The sequence below is a fragment of the Salmonella sp. 741265116_PST genome (genome assembly GCF_046567715.1).
Lineage (GTDB): Bacteria > Pseudomonadota > Gammaproteobacteria > Enterobacterales > Enterobacteriaceae > Salmonella > Salmonella enterica.
In genome coordinates this window covers 1-24217 of the sequence record NZ_JBKFPH010000012.1, presented here as the reverse complement: position 1 = coordinate 24217, position 24217 = coordinate 1, and the positions used below count along the sequence as shown (strand labels likewise).

Below are 24217 nucleotides of genomic sequence, written 5' to 3'. Positions count from 1 at the left end.
GCGGCTTCCCTACATTTGAAAAATGGATTTATTATGAAATCTCTGAATACTCTAGTGATATTAACTTCTGTAATATCCACCTCTGTTTTTGCTGGCGCTTATGTAGAAAACCGTGAGGCCTATAACCTGGCGTCTGACCAAATGGAGTTTATGCTGCGCGTCGGCTATAACTCCGATATGGGGGCCGGAATTATGTTGACCAATACCTATACGCTACAGCGTGATGATGAATTAAAGCACGGTTATAATGAGATTGAGGGCTGGTATCCGTTATTTAAACCTACAGATAAATTAACCATCCAGCCTGGCGGGTTAATAAACGACAAAAGCATTGGTTCCGGCGGCGCCGTCTATCTGGATGTTAACTATAAATTTACCCCGTGGTTTAATCTTACGGTACGTAACCGATACAATCACAATAATTATAGTTCAACCGATTTGAATGGCGAACTGGATAATAATGACAGCTATGAAATCGGTAACTATTGGAATTTTACCATTACCGATAAATTTTCTTATACCTTTGAACCACACTATTTTTATAACGTTAATGATTTTAATAGTAGTAATGGTACGAAGCATCATTGGGAAATCACTAATACCTTCCGTTATCGTATCAATGAACACTGGTTGCCCTACTTTGAATTACGCTGGTTAGATCGTAACGTGGGCCCCTACCATAGAGAGCAAAACCAGATTCGTATCGGGGCGAAGTATTTCTTCTGATATTATCGCCTCTATTTTCCGAATCTGCATCACAGCGGGTAGTTGTTCTGCCCGCTCATTCATCCTGAATCAGACTCCCGATATCCCGCCCCTAAGCGCCATGATAATATTCGCAAAGCGTTTTACCGTATTCATGCTTATAGAGAAGGGAAACAAATGAATAAGCGATTTAATATTGATTGGGACAATAAATTAACCCAGGAACAGCTCATTAATTTGATTTTAACCGATGAAGATCTGCCAAAGCTTCGCTCACTGACCATTGGTAACTGGGGTGATTGTTGGGAAGACGAAACCTGCCAGCCTATTATTGATATGATTGTGGAGAACGCCCCCCGCTTTGCTCACCTGGAATCACTGTTTATCGGTGATATGGAGAGCGAAGACTGCGAGATCTCCTGGATTAAACAAGGTAACTATTCCAGGCTCTATGCGGCGTTACCCAATCTGAAAGAACTGATCATTAAAGGCGCGTCGGATCTGCGACTGGGCGCTATACATCATGAGAAACTGGAGCACCTGGAAATCATTTCCGGCGGCATCCCTTCTAACGTACTTGCCGAACTACAAAATGCGCAGCTCCCTGCATTAAAAACGCTGAAGCTCTTCCTGGGCGTAGAGGAATACGGTTTTGACGGTTCGCTGGATGACGTGATGGCGCTGGCATCCAAAGACCTTTTCCCTCAGCTCACCCATCTGGGGTTGATGAACAGCGAAGAGCAGGATGATATCGTCCGCCGGGTGCTGGAAAGTAATATCCTGCCGCAGCTTAACGTGCTGGAACTCTCGTGCGGTACCTTAACGGACAACGGCGCAGAGGCGCTGCTGGAGCATAAAGACCGAATTGTGCATCTGGAAACACTCGATCTCTACCACCACTATTTGACGCCGGAGATGCAGGAAAAGCTAAAAGCCGCGCTGCCGATAACCCTTAATCTTTCAGAAGCGCTGGAGCCTGATGATTACGATGGCGATATTTATATGAATGCGATGTACACCGAGTGATTGTGTTGGGGAATGTACACATTCCCCTACTCACCGATAAAGGGATTTATTGTGATTACGCTCATTGGCCCCCGTCAGAGCAAGCGCACGCATTATTTTATGCAGGCTGCCGCCGTACTTGGGGAATCCGTCACGGCGCTGACTCATCCGCACGCGCTGGACGCTTCGCTGACCTCTGGCATTGTTAAAATCGACCCGCCAGTACACAGTGAAACAGACATCCGCAAAATAAACGCGATCGGTCTGGACTATATCCATTTTTTGCAGAACATGGCGGCGCGTCCTGGCATCACCTGGCTTAACCATCCGGCGGGCCTCGTTCACCTGTTGGATAAAAAACGCTGCAAGCGGCGCTTACTGGAACACGGCATCCCCACGCCGCCGTTGGTAGCGGAAGACGTAAAAAGTTTTGCACATCTCACCGCTATCATGGAGGAAAAAAAGGTCGCCAGCGTGTTCATTAAGCCCTCGCTGGGTTCTGGCGCGGCGGGCGTTATCGCTTTGCGCCGCCATCCTGACGGCATAAAGCAGGTGCTTTACAGCGCGATTGCCATATCAGGGCAACAGCTATTTAACAGCAAAAAAATCCAACAGTATCGTCAGAAAGAAGATATCCAGCTCATTATTGATGGCGTTCTTCAGCAGGAAAACCTCGTCGAGCAGTGGCTGCCCAAAGCCAGCGTAAAGCGTAAAACCTATGATTTACGCATCGTCTGCCTGGATGGCGAAATTATCTGGCGAGTAGTCAGAACCTCCTCGCAGCCCATTACTAACTTACATCTGCAAAACCAGGCTTACCGCTTCGAAAGTCTGGAGCTATCTGCCGCAAAAGTGACTGAGATCGATACGCTCTGTCAAAATGCCATGCGGCTTTTTCCTGACATTCGTTTAGCGGGTATTGATGTTTTACTTACTACCAGCCTGACGCCGTATATTATTGAAATTAATGGCCAGGGTGATTTGATTTATCAGGATGCGCAGCAGAACAATCTAATTTATCAGGCGCAAATCCGGGCCATGAGGAAGCAAAATGTATAATTCAATGGATGAAGTCCCCGTCTCGCTGCACGCGTCGATTGACACCGGCGATGGCGAACTCAATATGAATGCGCTAATTAGTAATAACGCTCATATTCTTTTTATTGTGCTGGACTCGTTACGCTACGATATTGCGCTTCAGGAACAAACCGCCGGAAATACGCCCAACCTTAATCATTATGGACAATGGACGAAATGCGAGGCGGCCGGTAATTTTACCTGGCCTTCGCATCACGCCATGTTTTCAGGTTTTATGCCAAAACCTATTGATGATACCGTTAATCAGACCATGCTGTTTTTCCCAAAAGATATCGGACTTGGTCGTAAAGGGCCGAAAAATGCATTTGCCTTTGATGACGCAACATGGATAAAAAGTCTGGAAAATAAAGGCTACCAGACCATCTGTATTGGCGGCGTCTCTTTCTTTAATAACCGCTCCGGCATGGGAAAAGTGTTCCCGTCGATGTTTAAAGAGAGTTACTGGCATCCACGCTTTGCCTGTACGGTTAAAGAAAGTATGGATAACCAGATCCATTATATCCAGAAAATCATGGCCGAGCGTGCTGGCAGCCAACCGGTCATGATGTATATCAATATTGATACGATTCATTACCCTAACCATTTTTACGTTGAGGGCGCGGCCCCAGGCGATACCGTAGAGACCCATGCCGCCGCGCTACGCTATATCGACGCCCGCATCGACGGATTACTAAACATTTTCCGCCAAACCGGCGGCGAAACGTTCGTTATTGTCTGTTCCGATCACGGTACCTGCTATGGCGAAGACGGGAAATATTTCCATAGTTTTAATCATCCGATCGTTAATACCGTTCCCTATATGCATTTCTTGCTGAGCTGTAATCATTAATATGAATAACAATGATATTTATCGTCAGTATATGTACAGTTATCCACATAAGACGGCTTATCGGGAGCTGGAGAACGTCAGCTTTAGCGAAGTAAAACCGCGGATTTACGAGCACGACACACATCTGTATGTTCATATGCCCTTTTGTCAAAGTCGCTGTGGGTTCTGTAATTTATTTACCTGCACAGGCGCAGATAATACGTTCATTGATAGCTATATCGACGCGATTATTACCCAGGGCCGACAAATGGCGCTGGCGCCCGTCCACTGGGCAAGCTTTACCGTAGGCGGCGGCACACCTCTGCTATTAAACATTGCGCAATTAGAGAAGTTATTTTTTTCCGTCTTTGATGTGCTCAATGTTGACTGGAATATTTATAAAACAATTGAAACTTCCCCTACGGATACCACGGCAGAAAAAGTAGCGCTATTAAACGCCTTTTCCGTTAATCGCGTCAGTATTGGCGTACAAAGTTTTCATGATAGCGAGTTACATACGCTGCATCGCCGCCACAATGCCGCCAGCGCGCACCAGGCGCTGGCATGGCTAAAGGCGGGTCATTTTCCATCACTCAATATTGATATTATTTACGGCATTCCCGGCCAGACTCACGCAAGCCTGACGGAATCGTTACATCAGGCGCTCGTTTATCAACCGGAAGAGCTGTTTCTTTATCCGCTTTATAATATGCCTCGCCAGGAAAATATGCATAGCTACTACGTTTTAGCCCGCGATCTTTTACGCAACGCGGGCTACACCCAAACGTCCATGCGCCGTTTCGTCCTTAATCCAGCGCCATCCGCCGCGGCGGAAAGCTGCGGATTTGAAAACTCACTGGCGCTCGGCGCGGGCGGCAGAAGTTATCTTGGCAATCTGCATTACTGTTCGCCGTGGTCGTCGAACCTGCAGACATCACGAAAAATCATTCAGGCGTTTATCGACAGCCCGGATAAGACCGTCATTAATCACGGTTATCTGCTTCCCCCTGATGAAATGAAACGCCGCTTTATCATTAAAAATCTATTTTTCTGGCAGGGACTTTCTCTTAGCGATTATCAGCAATATTTTGCCAGCGATGCGCTAAGGGATTTCCCCGACCTGGAACGCTTTATACGGCAGGGCTACTGTTATCAGAATGGCAGTCGCCTCCGGCTAACGGAGACCGGTATGGCATTATCCGATTGCCTTGCTCCTGTGTTCGTTTCGCCTGAGGTGATGCTACGGGAGAATCGGCAGAGATGAGCACCCCCGCCCTGCGCGATATTCACACGCTGTTTTATCGCGGCTATCTTAAATCGTGTAATTATCATTGCGGCTATTGCCCGTTCCATAAACACGCCCGTAACGATAAAAAACGCGACGAAGCCGCGCTATGGCGCATGGTTGACCATTTGCCTCTTTTAGGTACGCCGTTGAATGTGATGATTACGCCTTATGGCGAGGCGCTACGCTTGCGTTATTACATGGCGGCGCTGGCAGAAATTAGCCGCTATCCTCATGTTCAGGCGGTCGGCATACAAACTAACGCCTCTTTTTCGTTAATGTCATTGCTGGAGTCATTTCGTGCTGGCGGCGGAGATATCTCAAAGCTTCGGTTATGGTGTTCTTTTCATCCCTCACAAATTACCGCTGAGCGCTTTCTCCAGCAGTGTTTAGCGCTCTCTGCCGCCGGAATAACCTGGTGCGCGGGGGCTGTCGCCAGTATGAAAGATATCGACCAGTTTCGTTGGCTACGCCAGCAGTTGCCTGACCAGAATTATTTTTGGCTTAACGCCAACGAGTGTGCCAATACCCGGCATACCGTTGAGGAAACCATCGCCTTCGGCGAACTCGATCCGCTGTATGTGATTGAAACGCAGCAGTGGCCAGCCCAGTTGGATATCTGTACCGCAGGAAGAAAAAGTATTTTTATGAATGCAGAAGGCGATCTTTTTGCTTGTCATATCAGCAAAATTAAAATGGGTAATTTATATCAGCAACGGCTTAATTCTCCCGCCTGCCAGGCAAAACAATGCCACTGTTTTCTCGCTTATCAGCACCGTCTCGATATTCCATTGCTGAATCACCTGGATACCTCACGCTGCTTTAGGATCGGGCGCTCATGCGATATCGTTTAATCGCTTTTGATCTTGATGGAACGCTGCTAAACCGTAATAAACAAATTCTGCCAGAGTCGCTAACCGCTATCCGTCAGATGCAGGACATGGGCTGCCGAATAATGCTTGTCACCGGCCGCTCTCATCGTGAAGCCTATGCGTATTATCAAACGCTGGCGCTCAACGAACCGATGATCTGTTGTAACGGAAGTTATATTTATCAACCGGCTCAACAGCAGATCCTTCATCCGCTGCCGCTGACGCACTTACAAACGGAAAAAATACTGGCGCGGGTATATCCGCTTAAACCGACAATTCGTGCTGATGATAAAATAATCTTTCAGGCTGATGAGCTAAGCAGTAGGGAGAATATTTGGCAAATCAGCGTCGTTCATCGGCACATAAAACAACTACAACATATTGCTGAGTTTATACAGCATGAATTACAGCTAAGCTGTACCTGGTCCTGGCATCATCAACTGGATATTCTCCAGAAGGGGTGTAGCAAAGGACAAAGCCTCGTCAGATATGCACAGCAACAGCATATCGCAATGCGCGAAGTGATGGCGTTTGGCGATAATGATAACGATGCGGAAATGCTACGTTTAGCCGGATTGGGTGTAGCGATGGGGAATGCCAGCGCTCGGGCAAAGGTTTATGCGGATAGCGTCATTGGTCGGCATAATACGCCAGCGATTGCTAATTTTTTGACGACCTTATCTCTTTATCAATGTGAATAAAAAAACCCCGCCGAGTTTTCATTTCGGCAGGGTTTTTATCCGTAAGAGCGTTAATTACTCTTCTTTCTGACCACGGTTCGCACGGCGGCGATCGTTTTCCGTCAGGTGACGTTTACGGATACGGATAGAGGTTGGGGTGACTTCTACCAGTTCGTCGTCATCAATGAACTCCAGCGCTTGCTCAAGGCTCATTTTAATTGGCGGAACCAGAATCACCGCTTCATCCGTACCGGACGCACGCATGTTGGTCAGTTTCTTACCGGTCAGGCAGTTTACCGTCAGGTCGTTGGAGCGACTGTGAATACCAATAATCTGGCCTTCGTAAACTTCCGCGCCGTGACCCAGGAACAGCTTACCGCGATCCTGCAAACCGAACAGCGCAAACGCCACCGCTTTACCCTGACCGTTGGAGATCAGTACACCGTTCTGACGCTGGCCCACTTCACCCGGACGAATATCGTCGTAATGGCTGAAGGTGGAGTACAGCAGACCCGTACCGGAAGTCATGGTCATGAATTCTGAACGGAAACCAATCAGCCCGCGGCTTGGGATCACGTAGTCGAGACGTACGCGGCCTTTACCGTCCGGATTCATGTTTTTCAGGTCGCCTTTACGCTCGCCCAGCGCCTGCATGACAGACCCCTGGTGCTGCTCTTCGACGTCCAGCGTCACGTTTTCGTACGGCTCTTGTTTACGACCGTCGATTTCACGGAAGATAACTTTCGGACGGGAAACCGCCAGTTCGAAACCTTCACGACGCATATTTTCAATCAGCACGGACAGGTGCAGTTCGCCACGACCGGATACACGGAACGCATCCGCATCTTCGGTTTCTTCAACGCGCAGCGCCACGTTATGCACCAGCTCTTTGTTCAGACGATCAAGAATCTGACGAGAAGTCACAAACTTACCTTCTTTACCGCAGAACGGCGAGGTGTTAACGCAGAAGAACATAGACACGGTCGGCTCATCAACGGACAGCGCCGGCAGCGCTTCAACGTTCTGCGGGTCGCAGATGGTGTCGGAAATGTTCAGCTCGCCCAGACCGGTGATCGCAATGATATCGCCCGCTTCGGCGATATCGCTGTCGATACGCTCCAGACCCAGATGCGTCAGCACTTTACCTACTTTCGCGTTACGGGTTTTCCCTTCACTATCGATGATAGTGACCTGCTGGTTCGGCTTCACTTTGCCGCGTTTGATACGGCCAATGCCGATAACGCCAACATAGTTGTTGTAGTCCAGCTGGGAGATCTGCATCTGCAACGGACCATCGAGGTCAACGTCCGGCGCCGGAACATGATCAACGATCGCCTGATACAGCGGGGTCATGTCTTCCGCCATATCTTCGTGGTCCAGGCCCGCGATACCGTTCAGCGCCGAAGCGTAGATGATCGGGAAGTCCAGCTGTTCGTCGGTCGCGTCGAGGTTAACAAACAGGTCGAATACCTGGTCAACAACCCAGTCAGGGCGCGCGCCAGGACGGTCAACTTTGTTGATAACCACAATGGGTTTCAGGCCATGAGCAAAGGCTTTTTTGGTCACGAAGCGCGTTTGCGGCATCGGGCCGTCAAATGCGTCAACCACCAGCAGCACAGAGTCAACCATGGACATGACGCGCTCTACTTCACCACCGAAGTCAGCGTGCCCGGGAGTATCAACGATGTTGATACGGTAATCATTCCATTTAATAGCGGTGTTTTTAGCGAGGATAGTAATACCACGCTCTTTCTCCAAATCGTTGGAGTCCATCACTCGCTCTTGAGTTTCGGCACGCGCGTCGAACGTACCGGATTGCTGGAGCAGCTTATCAACCAGGGTAGTTTTACCATGGTCAACGTGCGCGATGATGGCGATGTTACGCAAATTTTCGATCACAACTTTGCCTCAGGCATTAGAAATAGCGCGTTATTGTACACGGATTAATCGCACTACAAAACAGGATCACAAACATCCTCCGCAAACAAGTATTGCAGAGTCTCTTTGTGATCGCTTTCACGGAGCGTTAAAAGGGTGGCTTGCGTTCTATTGCACCAATGTGGTGCTTAATGTTCACATTGAAGCACTATTTTGGTGCAACATAGTCACCGTGGTGCAGCCCTTTTGCACGATGGTGCGCATGATAACGCCTTTTGGGGGCAATGTGAAAGTTGGCACAGATTTCGCTTTATATTTTTACGGCGACACGGCCAGCAGAATTGAAGATCTCGTTACCACGACGACCGACCATGACCAATCCGGGAGAGTACAAGTATGTCCGCTGAACACGTTTTGACGATGCTGAACGAGCACGAAGTGAAGTTTGTCGATCTGCGCTTCACCGATACCAAAGGCAAAGAACAGCACGTCACGATTCCTGCTCATCAGGTAAATGCCGAATTCTTTGAAGAAGGCAAAATGTTTGACGGCTCCTCTATCGGCGGCTGGAAAGGCATTAACGAATCCGACATGGTGCTGATGCCAGACGCATCCACCGCAGTGATTGACCCGTTCTTCGCGGACTCTACCCTGATTATCCGTTGCGACATCCTGGAGCCAGGCACTCTGCAAGGTTATGACCGTGACCCACGTTCCATCGCAAAACGTGCGGAAGACTACCTGCGCGCGACCGGTATCGCCGATACCGTCCTGTTTGGGCCGGAACCAGAATTCTTCCTGTTCGACGACATCCGCTTCGGCGCATCTATCTCCGGCTCACATGTGGCGATTGACGATATTGAAGGCGCCTGGAACTCCTCTACCAAGTACGAAGGCGGCAACAAAGGCCATCGTCCGGGCGTGAAAGGTGGTTATTTCCCGGTTCCGCCAGTTGACTCCGCGCAGGATATCCGTTCTGAAATGTGTCTGGTCATGGAGCAGATGGGCCTGGTCGTTGAAGCGCACCACCACGAAGTAGCGACCGCAGGTCAGAACGAAGTGGCGACCCGCTTTAACACCATGACCAAAAAAGCCGACGAAATTCAGATTTACAAATATGTCGTGCATAACGTGGCTCACCGCTTCGGTAAGACCGCGACCTTTATGCCAAAACCGATGTTCGGCGATAACGGTTCCGGTATGCACTGCCACATGTCGCTGGCGAAGAACGGCACCAACCTGTTCTCTGGCGACAAATATGCCGGTCTGTCTGAGCAGGCGCTGTACTACATCGGCGGCGTCATCAAACACGCCAAAGCCATCAACGCCCTGGCGAACCCGACCACCAACTCCTACAAGCGTCTGGTCCCGGGTTACGAAGCGCCGGTGATGTTGGCCTACTCCGCCCGTAACCGTTCCGCCTCCATCCGTATTCCGGTGGTGGCGTCTCCGAAAGCGCGCCGTATCGAAGTTCGCTTCCCGGACCCGGCGGCTAACCCGTATCTGTGCTTTGCCGCCCTTCTGATGGCCGGTCTGGACGGGATTAAGAATAAGATTCACCCGGGCGAAGCCATGGACAAAAACCTGTATGACCTGCCGCCGGAAGAAGCGAAAGAGATCCCACAGGTAGCGGGTTCTCTGGAAGAAGCGCTGAACGCGCTGGACCTGGACCGCGAGTTCCTGAAAGCAGGCGGCGTGTTCACGGATGAAGCGATCGATGCGTATATTGCGCTGCGTCGCGAAGAAGATGACCGCGTGCGTATGACCCCGCACCCGGTAGAGTTTGAGCTGTACTACAGCGTTTAATCGTATATTAAAAATCCGACGAATTTCGCGTTGCTGCAAGGCGGCAACTGAGCACATGCCCAGGAGCATAGATAGCGATGTGACTGGGGTAAGCGAAAGCAGCCAACACAACAGCAGCGTGAAAGGCGTCAGGAGTTTTTGAGTTGCCGTGGAAACTTTCAGCCCATCCCTGGATGGGCTTTTTTCTCCACCAACAATCTGATCTCACGCGCTTTTTAGTGGTAAAAAGCTATAATGCACTAAAATGGTGCAACCTTTTCCAGGAGACTGCTGAATGGCAAGCGGCATACAGCCCGATGCTGGGCAGATCCTCAATTCGTTAATCAACAGCGTGCTAGTGGTCGACGACGCGCTGGCAATCCATTACGCCAATCCTGCCGCGCAGCAGTTGCTCGCGCAAAGCTCACGCAAACTGTTCGGGACGCCGTTACCTGAACTGTTGAGCTATTTTTCGTTAAACATTGACCTGATGCGCGAAAGTTTAGCGGCAGGGCAAGGCTTTACCGATAACGAAGTGACGCTGGTGATTGATAGTCGCTCGCATATTCTCTCTTTGACCGCCCAACGTCTGCCCGACGATTTTATACTGCTCGAAATGGCGCCGATGGATAACCAGCGTCGTCTGAGTCAGGAGCAGTTGCAGCACGCGCAGCAAATCGCCGCCCGCGATCTGGTGCGCGGTCTGGCGCACGAAATCAAAAATCCGCTCGGCGGCCTGCGCGGCGCGGCGCAGCTACTCAGCAAGGCGCTGCCCGACCCGGCGCTAACGGAATATACCAAAGTCATCATTGAACAGGCCGACAGGCTACGCAACCTTGTCGATCGTTTGCTGGGGCCGCAGCACCCGGGAATGCACATTACCGAGAGCATACATAAAGTCGCGGAGCGCGTGGTGGCGCTGGTATCGATGGAACTGCCGGATAATGTCCGGCTTATCCGCGATTATGACCCCAGTCTGCCAGAACTGCCGCACGACCCGGAACAAATTGAGCAAGTACTGCTGAATATTGTCCGCAATGCCTTGCAGGCGCTGGGGCCGGAAGGCGGCGAAATTACGCTGCGTACGCGTACCGCCTTCCAGTTAACGCTGCATGGCGAACGCTATCGCCTGGCGGCGCGTATAGACGTTGAAGACAATGGGCCGGGCATTCCTCCCCATTTACAGGATACGCTGTTCTACCCGATGGTCAGCGGTCGCGAAGGCGGCACCGGGCTTGGGTTATCTATCGCCCGCAATCTTATCGATCAACACGCCGGCAAAATTGAATTTACCAGTTGGCCGGGGCATACCGAGTTTTCGGTTTACCTGCCGATTCGGAAATAGAGGTGTTTATGCAACGAGGAATAGTCTGGGTCGTCGATGATGATAGTTCCATCCGTTGGGTGCTTGAGCGTGCTCTCGCCGGGGCAGGGTTGACCTGTACCACCTTTGAGAATGGTAATGAAGTACTGGCTGCGCTGGCCAGTAAAACGCCGGACGTCTTGCTGTCGGATATCCGAATGCCGGGAATGGACGGGCTGGCGCTATTAAAGCAGATTAAACAGCGTCACCCGATGCTTCCGGTCATCATTATGACCGCGCATTCCGATTTAGATGCCGCCGTGAGCGCCTATCAGCAGGGGGCGTTTGATTATCTGCCTAAACCGTTTGATATTGATGAAGCCGTCGCTCTGGTCGAGCGCGCGATTAGCCACTATCAGGAGCAGCAGCAGCCGCGTAATATCGAGGTTAACGGCCCGACAACAGACATGATAGGCGAAGCGCCCGCCATGCAGGATGTGTTTCGCATTATTGGTCGGCTGTCGCGTTCTTCGATTAGCGTGCTGATTAACGGCGAATCAGGAACCGGTAAAGAACTGGTCGCCCATGCGCTACATCGCCATAGCCCACGCGCCAAAGCGCCGTTTATCGCGCTCAATATGGCGGCCATCCCGAAAGATTTGATTGAATCCGAACTGTTTGGCCATGAGAAAGGCGCTTTTACCGGGGCGAATACCATCCGGCAGGGCCGTTTCGAGCAGGCTGACGGCGGCACGCTGTTTCTGGACGAAATTGGCGATATGCCGCTGGATGTCCAGACTCGTCTGTTACGCGTGCTGGCTGACGGACAGTTCTACCGCGTGGGCGGGTATGCGCCGGTAAAAGTGGATGTGCGCATTATCGCCGCCACCCACCAGAACCTCGAACGACGCGTTCAGGAAGGGAAATTCCGCGAAGACCTGTTCCACCGCCTGAACGTGATTCGTATCCATCTTCCGCCGTTGCGCGAGCGCCGTGAGGATATTCCGCGCCTGGCGCGCCATTTTTTGCAGGTCGCCGCCCGTGAATTAGGTGTGGAAGCCAAATTATTACATCCGGAAACCGAAACGGCGTTAACGCGCCTGGCATGGCCTGGTAACGTGCGTCAGTTAGAAAATACCTGCCGCTGGCTCACCGTCATGGCCGCCGGACAGGAGGTATTGATCCAGGATTTACCGGGCGAACTGTTTGAAGCCTCGGCGCCGGATAGCCCGTCCCACCTGCCGCCGGATAGCTGGGCTACATTACTGGCGCAATGGGCGGACCGCGCCTTGCGATCCGGTCATCAAAACCTGCTTTCTGAAGCGCAGTCAGAACTGGAGAGAACGCTACTGACCACGGCGTTACGCCATACGCAGGGTCATAAACAGGAAGCCGCCAGGCTGCTCGGTTGGGGGCGAAACACCCTAACGCGGAAGTTGAAAGAGCTGGGAATGGAGTAAACATTACCCGCGAGTGTAAAGATTAATAATTGAGCGCAAAACGCTGCTATTTTGCGCTTTACTGTTCCGATGAGTTCAGTATGATCATGCCCGGCAAACGGGGGGATTCATTATGTTAGAATCTATTATTAATCTGGTATCGAGTGGAGCGGTCGACAGCCACACGCCACAAACTGCGCTAGCCGCCGTGTTGTGTGCCGCGCTGGTAGGACTGTTCAGCTGACAATGTGCCGGATGGCGCTAATGCTTATCCGGCCTACAGGTTGTCGCAACGTGTAGGCCCGGTAAGCGCAGCGCCACCGGGCAACCCGGCTAAATGACGCGCGAGAACTGCTGCATCCGCGCTTTCTGGCGCAAATAAGCATCAAAGCACATGCAGATATTGCGGATCAGCAAACGACCTTTCGCCGTCACCTGAATTCCCTTCTCGCTAATATCCACCAGCCCATCTTTCGCCAGCGGCGACAGTAACTGCAAATCTTCGGCAAAATACTCAGCGAAATGCAAACCCCACTGCTGTTCGACAGCGTTAAAATCCAGGCGGAAGTTACAAATCAGCGCTTTGATAACATCGCGACGAATGCAATCATCACGGGTCAGCGTAATACCACGCCATAGCGCATTGCCCCGCTCATCCACTTGCTGGTAATAACGCTTCAGCTCTTTCTGATTCTGCATGTAGCCATCGCCAATCATGCTGATAGCAGAAACCCCCATCCCCAACAGATCGGTATCGCCCTGGGTCGTATAGCCCTGAAAATTACGGTGCAGCACGCCTTCGCGCTGCGCGACGGCCAGTTCGTCGTCCGGACGGGCAAAATGGTCCATCCCGATAAACTGATAACCGGCCTGAGTAAGCGATACGATCGTCTCCTGCAAAATATCCAGTTTCTGCTGCGCGCTGGGTAAATCGGCATCTTTAATTTTACGCTGGGCGGCAAAAAGCGTTGGCAGATGCGCATAGTTAAAGACGCTCAAACGATCGGGGTTCAGTTCCGTCACACGCTTCAGCGTGAAAGCGAAGCTTTCCGGCGTCTGTTTCGGTAGACCGTAGATCAAATCGATATTGGTCGAGGTAAAGCCGATATCGCGGGCGTGATTAAGCAACGCAAAGATGAATTCTTCATCCTGCTCGCGGTTAACCAGGCGCTGCACCTCTTTATTAAAGTCCTGCACGCCCATACTCAGGCGGTTAAAACCTTCCGCACGTAAATGATCGAGCACATCCAGCTCAATTTCACGGGGATCGACTTCGATCGAGATTTCCGCGTCGGTATTAAAGTGGAAATTTTCACGCAACAGCGTCATTAAACGGCTGATTTGCGCTTTATTCAGGTAAGTAGGCGTACCGCCGCCCCAGTGAAGCTGGCTGACATGACGGTCTGCAAACAGCGGCGCGCGATGACGAATTTCCTGCTCAAGCGCGTCAAGATACTGGTCAGCTTTATGCTGTTGGCGGGTGACAATCTTGTTGCAGCCGCAGAAATAACACAACTTGTGACAAAACGGGATATGCACATACAGCGAGAGCGGACGTTCAGGATAACGCGCCACAGCCTGCAAGAATGCGGCGTCCTCGAAGTCTTCAGAAAACTCCAGCGCGGTTGGGTACGAGGTATATCGTGGCCCGGAATAGTTATATTTCTGGATCAGGGCCAGATCCCAGTCTATTTGCTGTTCAGACATGCTCACTCCTTCCGATGGCGTCTCTGGCGGGTACGGCGTACCGGCTTCACGCCATGACGGGCGGCAAGCCGGCTGCGCAGCCATTTCTGTCGCCGCGACAATCGCTGTAGTTTAACGAATAACCACACCAGATAACATATAACCGGAAGGGTTATAAGCAGGACGGGCAAGCCCACGGTGTAAACCCGTTAGTTGCCGCCTCTTAGCAGGCGCATCATATCTTCCTGCTTCTCGTCCTCTTCGTCGTCTTCTTCGTCGTCATCGTAAGACAGACCAAGCTTCTGCATCAGTTCATCAATACGATCCAGTTTGGCATCTACCCAGGCTTGATCTTCCGCACTCAGGGTTTCGCCCGCTTCCAGACGTTCTAACAGCGCATCCAGGCGCTCATCCGTTTCCAGTAAATCCAACTCCGCCTGCGGTGAAAGCATAGGTTTCTCACTTTTCGGTTTATGCTGTTGGGTCACTTTTTCAGTCACGCCCAATGGAACAGGTGTTTTACTGCCAATACGTGGATCTTTTTGTTGATTCTGATTGCCGCCGCCCGAAGCGGAATTGCCGCCCGCCGCGCGACTTCCCGGCGCATGACCGCGATGTTTTTTCAGGCGTTTACGGTCGCGCGCCTCCTGGTTTAACTCTTCACGCGTTTTACGACGCTGTTTGCCAAAGGCTTTACTGCGCGGTGCAGAGGTTGGTTTTTTCATGATGTCAGATCTTTAAGCCGTTTTATTCAGTATAGAATTGAGGCGGAATCTAGCAGAAAGCAAGCAAAGAAAAAAGGCGACAGAGTAATCTGCCGCCTTTTTTCTTGACTCACAACCCTTAACGGGTTCCACCATCCCTGTTGGCTATCAACACGCCCTGTTTTTCCCTTAGCCTGGAACATTCCATGTTGTTTCCATTTCCTTTCACTAACGTCTCCGGACGTTTGTCTTCCTGACAATCCTGTGTCTTCGCCTCCTGGCGCTCCTGACCCTCATCCTGAGTCGTTGATCCTGTTAGCGTCCTCGCTATGTGCATTACTTTACTCTTTTGGGGTAAACTCACAAGATACCGACACGGCAAATCCCTTTTTTTCAGACAATTACCTCTCTATAAATTTATGATTTAACTATATTAACTGGCTTTGAGCCTGACAACGACTCTGTCATGTCGCATAAGTGCAATGGACAATGTCTCACAAAGCGTATGGCTTTTGCTTACAGCACCGACGCGCCGAAAAATCCGTCTTTTGCTGGCGTTCAGGTATAATCGCAACAATGCTTTGACTGACGGAGACGACCGCTTTGACTAACCTGAATTATCAACAGACGCATTTTGTGATGAGTGCGCCTGATATTCGCCATTTACCTTCCGATTGCGGAATTGAAGTGGCTTTTGCTGGCCGTTCCAATGCAGGCAAATCCAGCGCCCTGAACACGTTGACCAACCAAAAAAGCCTGGCGCGCACCTCTAAAACGCCGGGCCGTACCCAATTGATTAACCTGTTTGAAGTCGTAGATGGCAAACGGTTGGTCGACCTGCCGGGCTATGGCTACGCGGAAGTCCCGGAAGAGATGAAACGCAAGTGGCAACGCGCGCTGGGGGAATATCTGGAGAAACGTCAAAGCCTACAGGGCTTAGTCGTTTTAATGGATATCCGCCATCCGTTGAAAGACCTCGACCAACAGATGATCCAGTGGGCTGTAGAGAGCAATATCCAGGTTCTGGTTCTGCTGACCAAAGCGGACAAACTGGCCAGCGGCGCGCGCAAGGCGCAGTTGAATATGGTACGTGAAGCCGTGCTGGCCTTTAATGGCGATGTGCAGGTAGAAGCGTTTTCCTCGCTGAAAAAGCAGGGCGTAGATAAGTTACGTCAGAAGCTGGATAGCTGGTTTAGCGAACTGGCACCGGTCGAAGAGATTCAGGACGGGGAATAATCATCCGCTATGCCGGATGGCGCCGCTGCGCGTCTTATCCGGCCTACGGTGTGAGCGAAACTTTTCTTACGCCCAATAAAAAACGCCCCAGTCATAAACTGACTGGGGCGGCTAAAATATTCAGCCAAATCCGATTACGTGAAGTAAAAGGTCTGAAAGATAGAACATCTTACCTCTGTACCCTACGTGAATAACTTTACTCTTTTTTGAGCAACACAGAAAGACCTTTTCGTAATTTTTTTTCATTCTTTACATAGGGAATTCTAATACCCATCACAAAACCCCCGTGCTTATGTTGCTTAATTACGAAAAAAGCGCGTTATTCCTTAAATGCTTAGTGCGCTTGATCCCAATTTTCTCCGCTACCGACTTCCACCAGCAACGGCACATCAATACGCGTACAGTTTTCCATCAACTGATGGATACGTTTTGCTACCGCATCTAAGTCGTCTTTATGCACCTCGAACACTAATTCATCGTGTACCTGCATAATCATCCGCACGCGCGGCTGCTCGGCCTGTAGCCAGGCATCGACGGCAATCATGGCGCGCTTGATGATATCGGCAGCCGTTCCTTGCATGGGAGCATTGATCGCCGCGCGTTCCGCCCCCGCGCGCCGCGCCGCGTTGCTGGCTTTAATATCCGGCAGGTAAAGACGGCGTCCCTCCAGCGTTTCCACATAGCCTTGTTCTTTTGCCTGAGCGCGGGTGCGCTCCATATATTCCAGCACGCCAGGGTAGCGTTCGAAGTAGAGATCCATATACTTCTGCGCCTCTTTACGCGGAATATTAAGCTGGCGAGAAAGACCGAAGGCGCTCATCCCGTAAATCAGGCCAAAGTTAATGGCTTTCGCACTTCGGCGCTGTTCCCCGGTCACGCTATCCAGCGGCAAGCCAAAGACTTCCGCCGCCGTTGCACGGTGAATATCTTTCCCTTCGGCGAACGCCGTGAGCAGCCCTTTATCACGGGAAAGATGCGCCATAATACGCAGCTCAATCTGTGAATAGTCCGCAGATACGATGAGATAATCCTCAGGCGCAATAAATGCCTGACGAATGCGGCGGCCCTCTTCATTGCGTACCGGAATATTTTGCAGGTTCGGATCGGTGGACGATAAACGTCCCGTCGCCGTTACCGCCTGATGATAGGACGTATGGACGCGCCCGGTTTTCGGGTTAATCATCAGCGGCAGCTTATCGGTATAGGTGGATTTTAGCTTCGCCAGACCACGATACTCCAGAATCACTTTCGGCAGCGGATAGTCCAGCGCCAGCTCTTCCAGCACCTCTTCCGACGTTGACGGCGCGCCGCCAGGCGTTTTCTTCAGCGGCTTAATACCCTGCTTTTCAAACAGGATGGTCTGCAACTGCTTCGTCGAGGACAGGTTGAACGCCTCGCCCGCAATGTCATGCGCTTTCTTTTCCAGTTCCGCCAGACGTAGTGTGATTTCTTCCGAATGTTTGTGCAGGACGGCAGGATCGATTTTTACGCCATTGCGCTCAACGCGTGACAGCACCGGCACCAGCGGCATTTCGATGTTTTCGAAAACATTCAGCGGGCCTTTGTGCTGCTGGAGCTCAGGCCACATTTTGAGATGCAACTGTAACGTGACATCCGCATCTTCTGCCGCATAGCGCCCCGCTTCCTCCAGTGCGATCTGGTTAAAGGTGAGCTGGTTTTTACCTTTACCGGCAATGTCTTCAAAGGTGATAGTTTTGTGCTTCAGCCAACGATCGGACAAGCTGTCCATATCATGGCGTCCGGCGACGCTGTTCAGAATGTAAGACTCAAGCATGGTATCGAAGGCGATACCGCGCAGCTCAATACCGTAATTTTGCAAGACGCCGCGATCGTACTTGAGGTTTTGCCCCACTTTGCGCACTTTTTCATCTTCCAGCAGCGGCTTCAGCAGTTCCAGAGCACGCTGGCGGGAGATTTGATCCGGAGCGTCCAGATAATCATGCGCGACAGGTACATACGCGGCAACGCCAGGTTCGATGGCAAACGAGAGGCCCACCAGGTTGGCGGCGATATTATCCAGGCTGTCGGTCTCCGTGTCGAAAGCAAAAACTGGCGCTTTTTTCAGCTTTTCAATCCAGCTTTCCAGCGTAACGTCGTCCAGAATCGTGACATAATTTTCATAAGAGAGCGCCGCTGTCGGCTCGCTGGGCGATTCATCAATAACGACCGTTTCCTGCGGTTTGGCCGCCGGTTTCGCGCCCTTTGCCTGTAGCCATTTGCCTGACTCAACGTCCGCCGTCCAGCGCTTAAACTCATATTTTTTAAACAGGCCCAGCAGTTCATCCGCAATCGGCTGCTGTACTTCAAGCTGTTCGCAGGTCAGCTCCAGCTCAACATCCGTTTTAATGGTGGCGAGTTTATAAGACAGGTACGCTACATCTTTATTCTGCGCTAATTTAGCGGCCATCGTTTTGGCACCGCGGAAAGTGAGACCGGCAATTTTTTCCGGCTCGGCGTACAGCGTATCCAGGCCGCCCAATCCCTGAAGCAAAGCTTGCGCCGTCTTCTCACCCACGCCTGGTACGCCTGGAATATTATCTGAGGAGTCCCCCATCAGCGCCAGAAAGTCGATAATCAGCTCAGGCGGCACACCGTACTTATTAACGACTTCATCCGGGCCGAGGATGGTGTTAGTCATGGTGTTGATCAGCGTAATATTCGGCGTCACCAACTGTGCCATATCTTTATCGCCGGTGCTGATTAATACCGGACGCCCCACCTTCTCCGCTTCTCGCGCCAGTGTACCGATAACGTCATCCGCTTCTACGCCAGAGACCGCCAGCAGAGGTAACCCCATGGCTTTAACCATGGCATGTAACGGCTCTATTTGCGCACGCAGATCATCCGGCATCGGAGGACGATGCGATTTGTAATGTTCAAAGAGCTCATCACGGAAGGTTTTTCCTTTGGCGTCAAACACCACCGCAGCATGCGTCGGCTGATACTGCATGATCAGGCTGCGCAACATGTTGAGGACACCATACATTGCGCCCGTAGGTTCTCCCGCGCTGTTGGTTAACGGCGGAAACGCATGATAGGCGCGATAGAGATAGGATGAGCCATCTACGAGAATAAGTGGGTTTTCTGGGATCTGAACCATAATGTCCGTGCCTGTTTAACAGATTATGGTTAAAGGATGCCACATACAGGAGGAAAACTTGAGTTTTTCGCCGCATTTGCGGAAAAGTTTTGTCGATCTTCAGGATCGCTCGCAAAACAACCTGTGGATAACTTTGTGTGTAAATTCTTACCATTACTTTAAAATCAGCGCGATAGCCTTCACCTCTTAATAATTACCCATTATTTTCAATGAGTTGTTAACATCACGTTTTTCTGATTATCTGGTTCATGCCGTTATCATAATGTGGATAGTTGTTACGAGTGTTTCTATTTCACTCAGCGCCATCATTAGCATCGTTTTCTGATAGAATCAGCCTCTTGCGCCCTTTTCGCGCACCGTTTATGGCTAACTTTTGAATAATTTATTATGACGAGAATACTCGCGGCTATCACGCTCCCATTGAGTATCGTATTAACCATCCTGGTCACTATTGTTTGCTCAGTACCGATCATCGTTGCCGGTATGGTAAAGCTCCTTTTTCCTGTTCCCGGTATCTGGCGCAAGGTCTCCATTTTCTGCAATTTCATGATGTATTGCTGGTGTGCTGGCCTTGCAGCGCTGTTACGCCTTAATCCGCACTTGCAATGGGATGTAGAAGGGTTAGAAGGGCTGAGCAAGAAAAATTGGTATTTACTGATTTGTAATCATCGTAGCTGGGCCGATATCGTTGTGCTTTGCGTTCTGTTCCGCAAGCATATCCCAATGAATAAGTACTTTCTTAAACAGCAATTGGCATGGGTGCCGTTCATCGGCCTGGCGTGCTGGGCATTAGATATGCCGTTTATGAAGCGCTACTCCCGTAGCTACCTGCTCCGCCACCCCGATCGACGCGGCAAAGATGTTGAAACAACTCGTCGCTCTTGCGAAAAGTTTCGTCGGTATCCCACCACTATCGTTAACTTTGTTGAAGGCTCGCGATTTACGCATGAGAAACGCCAGCAAACGCATTCCCCCTATCAACATCTGTTGCCGCCAAAAGCAGCCGGTATTGCAATGGCGATTAATGTTTTAGGCTCACAGTTCGATAAGCTGCTTAATATTACGTTGTGTTACCCAAACAACGATCGTCACCCCTTCTACGATATGCTAAGCGGTAGGCTGACGCGTATTGTTGTTCGGGTGCAACTGGAACCCATAAATGAAGAACTGCACGGCGATTACGTGAACGACAAAACATTCAAACGCCGTTTTCAACGTTGGCTTAATACGCTGTGGGATAAGAAAGATATACAGATAGAAGAGATTAAAACATCTTATAAAAACGCCGGTCAGTGACCGGCGTTCTTTTTATTTTTTATCAACCAAATATTTCACGGTATCAGCATACTGCTGAACAAAAACATCCATGCTGCTGGTATCCATGCCTTGTGGGTTAATCTGGTATTTGCCATTGACGAACATCGCCGGAACGCCCTGCAGTTGCAGATCAGCCGCGGCTTTCTCCTGTTGCGCAACCAGTGATTTCACCACGAAGCTGTTCCATGCCGCATCGTAATCTTCGCCTTTGACGCCCGCATCAACGAACACTTTACGGACATCCGCGGCAGATTGTACTGTCTGGGTTTTCTGTACGGCTTCAAACAGCGGGACCGTGACTTTATCTTCTACACCCAACGCCATCGCCACCGCCCATGCCTGGGTGAGCTCCTTGCCCAACGGCCCCAGGAACTCAACGTGGTACTTGGTCATTTTGGTGCCTTCCGGCAGCTTTTTCTTCACATTGTCAGACACATGAAGCACTTCTTCAAACTGATAACAATGTGGGCAGTAGAAGGAGAAAAACTCCAGTACCTGGGGTTCGCCAGCGACCGGTTTATCCAGCGTGATATACTGTTTACCGTCGCTGATCTGTGCTGCCGAGGCGCTAAAAGCTAAAACCATACCAGCCAGCGCCAGCCAAATCTTTTTCATGATCAACTCTCTCCGATTAATACATTGGCGTTAATTGTAAAGGGGGTTCGTGCAACATTTTAGTCTGCTCAATAAAAGTCGTTGTCTGTCGCTGCCAGTAATCTTCCCCTGTTAACCAGGGAAAGTTTTTTGGAAACGCAGGATCGCCCCAACGACGAATCAACCAGGCAAGATAATAAACTAAACGCATGGCGCGTAAAGGTTCAATGAGACCAATTTCAGCCGTATCGAACTCACTAACTTCTTCATAAGCTTCAATAATGGTTTCAAGCTGCATTCGCTGTTCGGCTTTGTCGCCGTTCAGCAGCATCCATAAATCCTGTATCGCCGGGCCGTTACGGGCATCATCTAAATCGACAAACAGCGGTCCATCACGCCATAGAATGTTGCCGGCATGACAATCGCCGTGCAATCGCAGCGTGGCGAAATCGGTGCGCCAGCATTCGGTAACTGCAGACAGTAGAGCATCAGTGGCTTTCAGGAAAGCCGCTTTTTGCCCGGAGGGAATCAGTGCGGCATCTTCGAATACCTGGCGAGGTTCAAAAAGATACTCTGCAAGCCCAATGTCAGGCCGGAAAGTGAAAGGACGTTTTCGCCCCGTCTGATGCAATCGGCCAAGATAACGCCCTACCGCCTCCATCTGATCGATATTGTCTGCTTCAAACTGACGACCGCCTACGCTGGGGAAAATGGCATAATGATAGCCCTGATGCGCTAGCAGCGTCTGGCCATTAAACGCGAGCGGAGCAGCAACCGGAACCTCATCCTTCACCAGTTCAAGCGCGAATTGGTGTTCTTCCCGAATTTGCTCAACAGACCAGCGCTCAGGACGATAAAACTTAACGACAAAACGTCGACGGTCTTCATCCTGAAACTGATAGACGCGGTTTTCATAACTGTTTAGTGGAGTCAGCCCGGAATCCACCCTGATCCCCTGTTCAAACAGCGCATCCATGATGGTTTCCGGGTGTAGCGTCTGGAAAGTAAAAGCGTTGTCGTTCATCCCATTATCCGGAAAATACTACGAATGATTCAGGATATCATTTCGTGACGATTTCGGTGGCGCCGCTTACAAGGTTTTACTCTTTAATAACGCCGCGGGCGCGTAAAAGCGCCGTTTTAAAGTCCTCTTCATAGTCTTTTTGAATCCCTGGAATGGCAGCGTCTTTGGCGGAATCGCGCATTTTCAGATGGTAGATCAGGATATCATCAGTTAAATCTTCCAGTTTGCCGTCAAAACCTGACTCTTTCGCCAGTTTCTGCAAAAATTGCATCAGATTAAGATCAGGCTCTTTCTGCCAGGCTGGCTGGAGGAGTTCAATGACTTCATTCAGGCGTTTACATTTCATAGCTGTGCTCCTTATTCTTGATACAGACACGGTAGCAGGGTCAATCCCACAATAAAAGAGGCGATATCGGTGAATCTGGATGAAGTAATAACCGGCGTGGTGCTGGCAGGCGGTAAAGCCCGGCGGATGGGAGGTGCGGATAAAGGTTTGCTTGAACTGGACGGGAAACCGCTCTGGCGACACGTTGCCGACGCGCTCGCGCCACAACTTGCTACGGTCGTCATTAGTGCTAATCGCCATCTGGATATCTACCAGGCCAGCGGCCTGAAAGTCATTCCGGATTCAATCGCTGACTTTCCCGGTCCGCTGGCGGGTATGCTTTCCGTTTTTCAGCAGGTAGCAGGCGACTGGTTTCTGTTTTGCCCCTGTGACAATCCCTGTATCCCCCACAACCTGGTCGATCGTTTAGCAGCGCAGCGTCATGGTGCACCCGTGGTTTGGGTTCATGATGGAGAGCGCGATCATCCAACGATCGCGTTGATTAATCGTGCCGTTGAGCCCCAGTTGACAGCTTATTTGCAAGCAGGCGAGCGGCGGGTAATGATTTTTATGCGCCAGGTAGGCGGACACGCCGTTGATTTCAGTGATTGTAAGGAGGCATTTGTGAACGTCAACACGCCGGAGGAACTCGCGAAATGGCAAAAGAGACCATGATACCGCTACTCGCCATTGCCGCGTGGAGCGGCACGGGAAAAACAACACTGCTGAAAAAACTGATCCCAGCACTTTGTGCGCACGGTATTCGGCCAGGGCTGATTAAGCATACCCATCATGATATGGATGTCGATAAACCGGGTAAAGATAGCTACGAATTACGTAAGGCCGGGGCGGCACAAACGCTGGTTGCCAGTCAGCAGCGCTGGGCGTTAATGACTGAAACGCCGGAGCAAGAAGAGTTGGATCTGGCATGGCTGGTGAGCCGGATGGATGCATCAAAGCTGGATATGGTGCTGGTAGAAGGGTTTAAACACGAGGCAGTTGCGAAGATCTTACTTTTTCGTCAGGGATGTGGGCACAGCGAGGAAGAATTAATTCTTGATGAGCATGTTATTGCGGTTGCCAGTGATATTCCACTTGCCGTAGCGGTACCCGTTTTGGATCTTAATGATGTATCGCAGATTTCTGCCTTCATTTTGCGGTGGTTAGAGAAAGCACGTTCCTTGTAGGCCGAATAAGGCGGAGCCGCCATCCGGCGGTGCCGGTTGCCTGATGGCGCTGCGCTTATCAGGCCTACATTTTTACAGTTACCGCACACGCAAAAAAGCCCATCCGAGCAGGATGGGCTTCTTCACTTGTCTGATGCCTGGCAGTTTATGGCGGGCGTCCTGCCC

At 50.8% G+C, this 24217-nt stretch carries 23 protein-coding genes; 15 read left to right on the top strand and 8 right to left on the bottom strand.

Features of this window, described 5'->3' with window-relative positions; all coding sequences use genetic code 11:
• Positions 1-33: 33 nt before the first annotated feature.
• From ompL to ACLD11_RS10405, 7 genes are all read left to right on the top strand, one after another.
• Positions 34-726, top strand: a complete 693-nt coding sequence (gene ompL, locus ACLD11_RS10435; RefSeq protein WP_000838829.1) for a porin OmpL — start codon at positions 34-36, stop codon at positions 724-726.
• Positions 727-882: 156 nt separating this feature from the next.
• A complete protein-coding gene (locus ACLD11_RS10430) occupies positions 883-1731 on the top strand; it encodes an STM4015 family protein (protein WP_183059535.1) in 849 nt (282 codons plus the stop codon).
• 12 nt (positions 1732-1743) lie between these two features.
• Positions 1744-2769 (top strand): STM4014 family protein, encoded by a 1026-nt coding sequence (locus tag ACLD11_RS10425; protein ID WP_411014876.1) that lies wholly within the window; start codon positions 1744-1746, stop codon positions 2767-2769.
• Positions 2762-3637, top strand: coding sequence for an STM4013/SEN3800 family hydrolase (locus tag ACLD11_RS10420; RefSeq protein WP_411014875.1), 876 nt, complete (start codon positions 2762-2764; stop codon positions 3635-3637). The genes ACLD11_RS10425 and ACLD11_RS10420 overlap by 8 nt, the downstream gene beginning before the upstream one ends.
• A gap of 1 nt (position 3638) precedes the next feature.
• Positions 3639-4880 (top strand): STM4012 family radical SAM protein, encoded by a 1242-nt coding sequence (locus ACLD11_RS10415; RefSeq protein WP_411014874.1) that lies wholly within the window; start codon positions 3639-3641, stop codon positions 4878-4880.
• Positions 4877-5755, top strand: coding sequence for an STM4011 family radical SAM protein (locus tag ACLD11_RS10410; RefSeq protein ID WP_411011706.1), 879 nt, complete (start codon positions 4877-4879; stop codon positions 5753-5755). Before ACLD11_RS10415 ends, ACLD11_RS10410 begins: the two co-directional genes overlap by 4 nt.
• A complete protein-coding gene (locus ACLD11_RS10405; RefSeq protein ID WP_411014873.1) occupies positions 5740-6474 on the top strand; it encodes a Cof-type HAD-IIB family hydrolase in 735 nt (244 codons plus the stop codon). Before ACLD11_RS10410 ends, ACLD11_RS10405 begins: the two co-directional genes overlap by 16 nt.
• Before the next feature lie 54 nt (positions 6475-6528).
• Here the strand turns inward: ACLD11_RS10405 and typA are convergent, their stop codons facing one another.
• On the bottom strand, positions 6529-8352 hold the full coding sequence (gene typA, locus ACLD11_RS10400; protein WP_000572064.1) for a ribosome-dependent GTPase TypA: 1824 nt from the start codon (positions 8350-8352) through the stop codon (positions 6529-6531).
• Positions 8353-8727: 375 nt separating this feature from the next.
• Here typA and glnA point away from each other — a divergent pair, with 375 nt between their 5' ends.
• The 4 genes from glnA (at position 8728) to ACLD11_RS10380 (ending at position 13102) form a co-directional block, all read left to right on the top strand.
• Positions 8728-10137, top strand: a complete 1410-nt coding sequence (glnA, locus tag ACLD11_RS10395; protein ID WP_001271699.1) for a glutamate--ammonia ligase — start codon at positions 8728-8730, stop codon at positions 10135-10137.
• Positions 10138-10411: 274 nt separating this feature from the next.
• A complete protein-coding gene (gene glnL, locus ACLD11_RS10390; protein WP_000146194.1) occupies positions 10412-11461 on the top strand; it encodes a nitrogen regulation protein NR(II) in 1050 nt (349 codons plus the stop codon).
• Between the two features lie 8 nt (positions 11462-11469).
• The gene (glnG, locus tag ACLD11_RS10385; protein WP_411014872.1) at positions 11470-12879 is read left to right on the top strand and encodes a nitrogen regulation protein NR(I); all 1410 of its coding nucleotides are present in this window, start codon (positions 11470-11472) and stop codon (positions 12877-12879) included.
• A gap of 112 nt (positions 12880-12991) precedes the next feature.
• Positions 12992-13102 (top strand): YshB family small membrane protein, encoded by a 111-nt coding sequence (locus ACLD11_RS10380; RefSeq protein ID WP_001578131.1) that lies wholly within the window; start codon positions 12992-12994, stop codon positions 13100-13102.
• 89 nt (positions 13103-13191) lie between these two features.
• On the opposite strand, the gene hemN is transcribed toward ACLD11_RS10380, so the two are convergent.
• The 3 genes from hemN to ACLD11_RS10365 all read right to left on the bottom strand — a co-directional run bounded on the left by hemN (position 13192) and on the right by ACLD11_RS10365 (position 15612).
• Positions 13192-14565 (bottom strand): oxygen-independent coproporphyrinogen III oxidase, encoded by a 1374-nt coding sequence (gene hemN / locus ACLD11_RS10375; RefSeq protein WP_000003520.1) that lies wholly within the window; start codon positions 14563-14565, stop codon positions 13192-13194.
• Between the two features lie 188 nt (positions 14566-14753).
• The gene (yihI, locus tag ACLD11_RS10370; protein WP_000743292.1) at positions 14754-15269 is read right to left on the bottom strand and encodes a Der GTPase-activating protein YihI; all 516 of its coding nucleotides are present in this window, start codon (positions 15267-15269) and stop codon (positions 14754-14756) included.
• A gap of 118 nt (positions 15270-15387) precedes the next feature.
• Positions 15388-15612: a hypothetical protein gene (locus tag ACLD11_RS10365; RefSeq protein WP_001541209.1), complete on the bottom strand. Its 225-nt coding sequence runs from the start codon at positions 15610-15612 to the stop codon at positions 15388-15390.
• A gap of 239 nt (positions 15613-15851) precedes the next feature.
• On the opposite strand from ACLD11_RS10365, the gene yihA reads away from it, so the two are divergent.
• Positions 15852-16484 carry a ribosome biogenesis GTP-binding protein YihA/YsxC gene (gene yihA / locus ACLD11_RS10360; RefSeq protein ID WP_000183327.1) on the top strand — a complete coding sequence of 211 codons (633 nt, stop codon included), beginning with the start codon at positions 15852-15854 and terminating at the stop codon, positions 16482-16484.
• 334 nt (positions 16485-16818) lie between these two features.
• Here yihA and polA read toward each other — a convergent pair whose 3' ends face one another.
• Positions 16819-19605 carry a DNA polymerase I gene (gene polA, locus ACLD11_RS10355; RefSeq protein ID WP_411014871.1) on the bottom strand — a complete coding sequence of 929 codons (2787 nt, stop codon included), beginning with the start codon at positions 19603-19605 and terminating at the stop codon, positions 16819-16821.
• Positions 19606-19992: 387 nt separating this feature from the next.
• On the opposite strand from polA, the gene ACLD11_RS10350 reads away from it, so the two are divergent.
• Positions 19993-20901 carry an acyltransferase gene (locus ACLD11_RS10350; protein WP_411014870.1) on the top strand — a complete coding sequence of 303 codons (909 nt, stop codon included), beginning with the start codon at positions 19993-19995 and terminating at the stop codon, positions 20899-20901.
• A gap of 12 nt (positions 20902-20913) precedes the next feature.
• Here the strand turns inward: ACLD11_RS10350 and dsbA are convergent, their stop codons facing one another.
• The 3 genes from dsbA to ACLD11_RS10335 all read right to left on the bottom strand — a co-directional run bounded on the left by dsbA (position 20914) and on the right by ACLD11_RS10335 (position 22886).
• A complete protein-coding gene (dsbA, locus tag ACLD11_RS10345; protein WP_183059542.1) occupies positions 20914-21537 on the bottom strand; it encodes a thiol:disulfide interchange protein DsbA in 624 nt (207 codons plus the stop codon).
• Positions 21538-21553: 16 nt separating this feature from the next.
• Positions 21554-22540, bottom strand: coding sequence for a serine/threonine protein kinase (locus ACLD11_RS10340; RefSeq protein WP_411014869.1), 987 nt, complete (start codon positions 22538-22540; stop codon positions 21554-21556).
• A gap of 76 nt (positions 22541-22616) precedes the next feature.
• Positions 22617-22886: a YihD family protein gene (locus ACLD11_RS10335; protein WP_411014868.1), complete on the bottom strand. Its 270-nt coding sequence runs from the start codon at positions 22884-22886 to the stop codon at positions 22617-22619.
• 69 nt (positions 22887-22955) lie between these two features.
• Here ACLD11_RS10335 and mobA point away from each other — a divergent pair, with 69 nt between their 5' ends.
• Complete coding sequence (gene mobA, locus ACLD11_RS10330; RefSeq protein ID WP_001046878.1) at positions 22956-23540, top strand: molybdenum cofactor guanylyltransferase MobA; 585 nt, start codon at positions 22956-22958, stop codon at positions 23538-23540.
• On the top strand, positions 23537-24052 hold the full coding sequence (gene mobB, locus ACLD11_RS10325) for a molybdopterin-guanine dinucleotide biosynthesis protein MobB (protein WP_077917646.1): 516 nt from the start codon (positions 23537-23539) through the stop codon (positions 24050-24052). The genes mobA and mobB overlap by 4 nt, the downstream gene beginning before the upstream one ends.
• The last annotated feature ends 165 nt before the right edge of the window (positions 24053-24217 follow it).

Bases quoted from the DNA above. Each gene is read 5' to 3' on its own strand.
- ompL (WP_000838829.1), top strand. From the start codon at position 34: ATGAAATCTCTGAATACTCTAGTGATATTAACTTCTGTAATATCCACC.
- ACLD11_RS10430 (WP_183059535.1), top strand. From the start codon at position 883: ATGAATAAGCGATTTAATATTGATTGGGACAATAAATTAACCCAGGAA.
- ACLD11_RS10425 (WP_411014876.1), top strand. From the start codon at position 1,744: ATGTACACATTCCCCTACTCACCGATAAAGGGATTTATTGTGATTACG.
- ACLD11_RS10420 (WP_411014875.1), top strand. From the start codon at position 2,762: ATGTATAATTCAATGGATGAAGTCCCCGTCTCGCTGCACGCGTCGATT.
- ACLD11_RS10415 (WP_411014874.1), top strand. From the start codon at position 3,639: ATGAATAACAATGATATTTATCGTCAGTATATGTACAGTTATCCACAT.
- ACLD11_RS10410 (WP_411011706.1), top strand. From the start codon at position 4,877: ATGAGCACCCCCGCCCTGCGCGATATTCACACGCTGTTTTATCGCGGC.
- ACLD11_RS10405 (WP_411014873.1), top strand. From the start codon at position 5,740: ATGCGATATCGTTTAATCGCTTTTGATCTTGATGGAACGCTGCTAAAC.
- glnA (WP_001271699.1), top strand. From the start codon at position 8,728: ATGTCCGCTGAACACGTTTTGACGATGCTGAACGAGCACGAAGTGAAG.
- glnL (WP_000146194.1), top strand. From the start codon at position 10,412: ATGGCAAGCGGCATACAGCCCGATGCTGGGCAGATCCTCAATTCGTTA.
- glnG (WP_411014872.1), top strand. From the start codon at position 11,470: ATGCAACGAGGAATAGTCTGGGTCGTCGATGATGATAGTTCCATCCGT.
- ACLD11_RS10380 (WP_001578131.1), top strand. From the start codon at position 12,992: ATGTTAGAATCTATTATTAATCTGGTATCGAGTGGAGCGGTCGACAGC.
- hemN (WP_000003520.1), bottom strand. From the start codon at position 14,565: ATGTCTGAACAGCAAATAGACTGGGATCTGGCCCTGATCCAGAAATAT.
- yihI (WP_000743292.1), bottom strand. From the start codon at position 15,269: ATGAAAAAACCAACCTCTGCACCGCGCAGTAAAGCCTTTGGCAAACAG.
- polA (WP_411014871.1), bottom strand. From the start codon at position 19,605: ATGGTTCAGATCCCAGAAAACCCACTTATTCTCGTAGATGGCTCATCC.
- ACLD11_RS10350 (WP_411014870.1), top strand. From the start codon at position 19,993: ATGACGAGAATACTCGCGGCTATCACGCTCCCATTGAGTATCGTATTA.
- dsbA (WP_183059542.1), bottom strand. From the start codon at position 21,537: ATGAAAAAGATTTGGCTGGCGCTGGCTGGTATGGTTTTAGCTTTTAGC.
- ACLD11_RS10340 (WP_411014869.1), bottom strand. From the start codon at position 22,540: ATGAACGACAACGCTTTTACTTTCCAGACGCTACACCCGGAAACCATC.
- ACLD11_RS10335 (WP_411014868.1), bottom strand. From the start codon at position 22,886: ATGAAATGTAAACGCCTGAATGAAGTCATTGAACTCCTCCAGCCAGCC.
- mobB (WP_077917646.1), top strand. From the start codon at position 23,537: ATGATACCGCTACTCGCCATTGCCGCGTGGAGCGGCACGGGAAAAACA.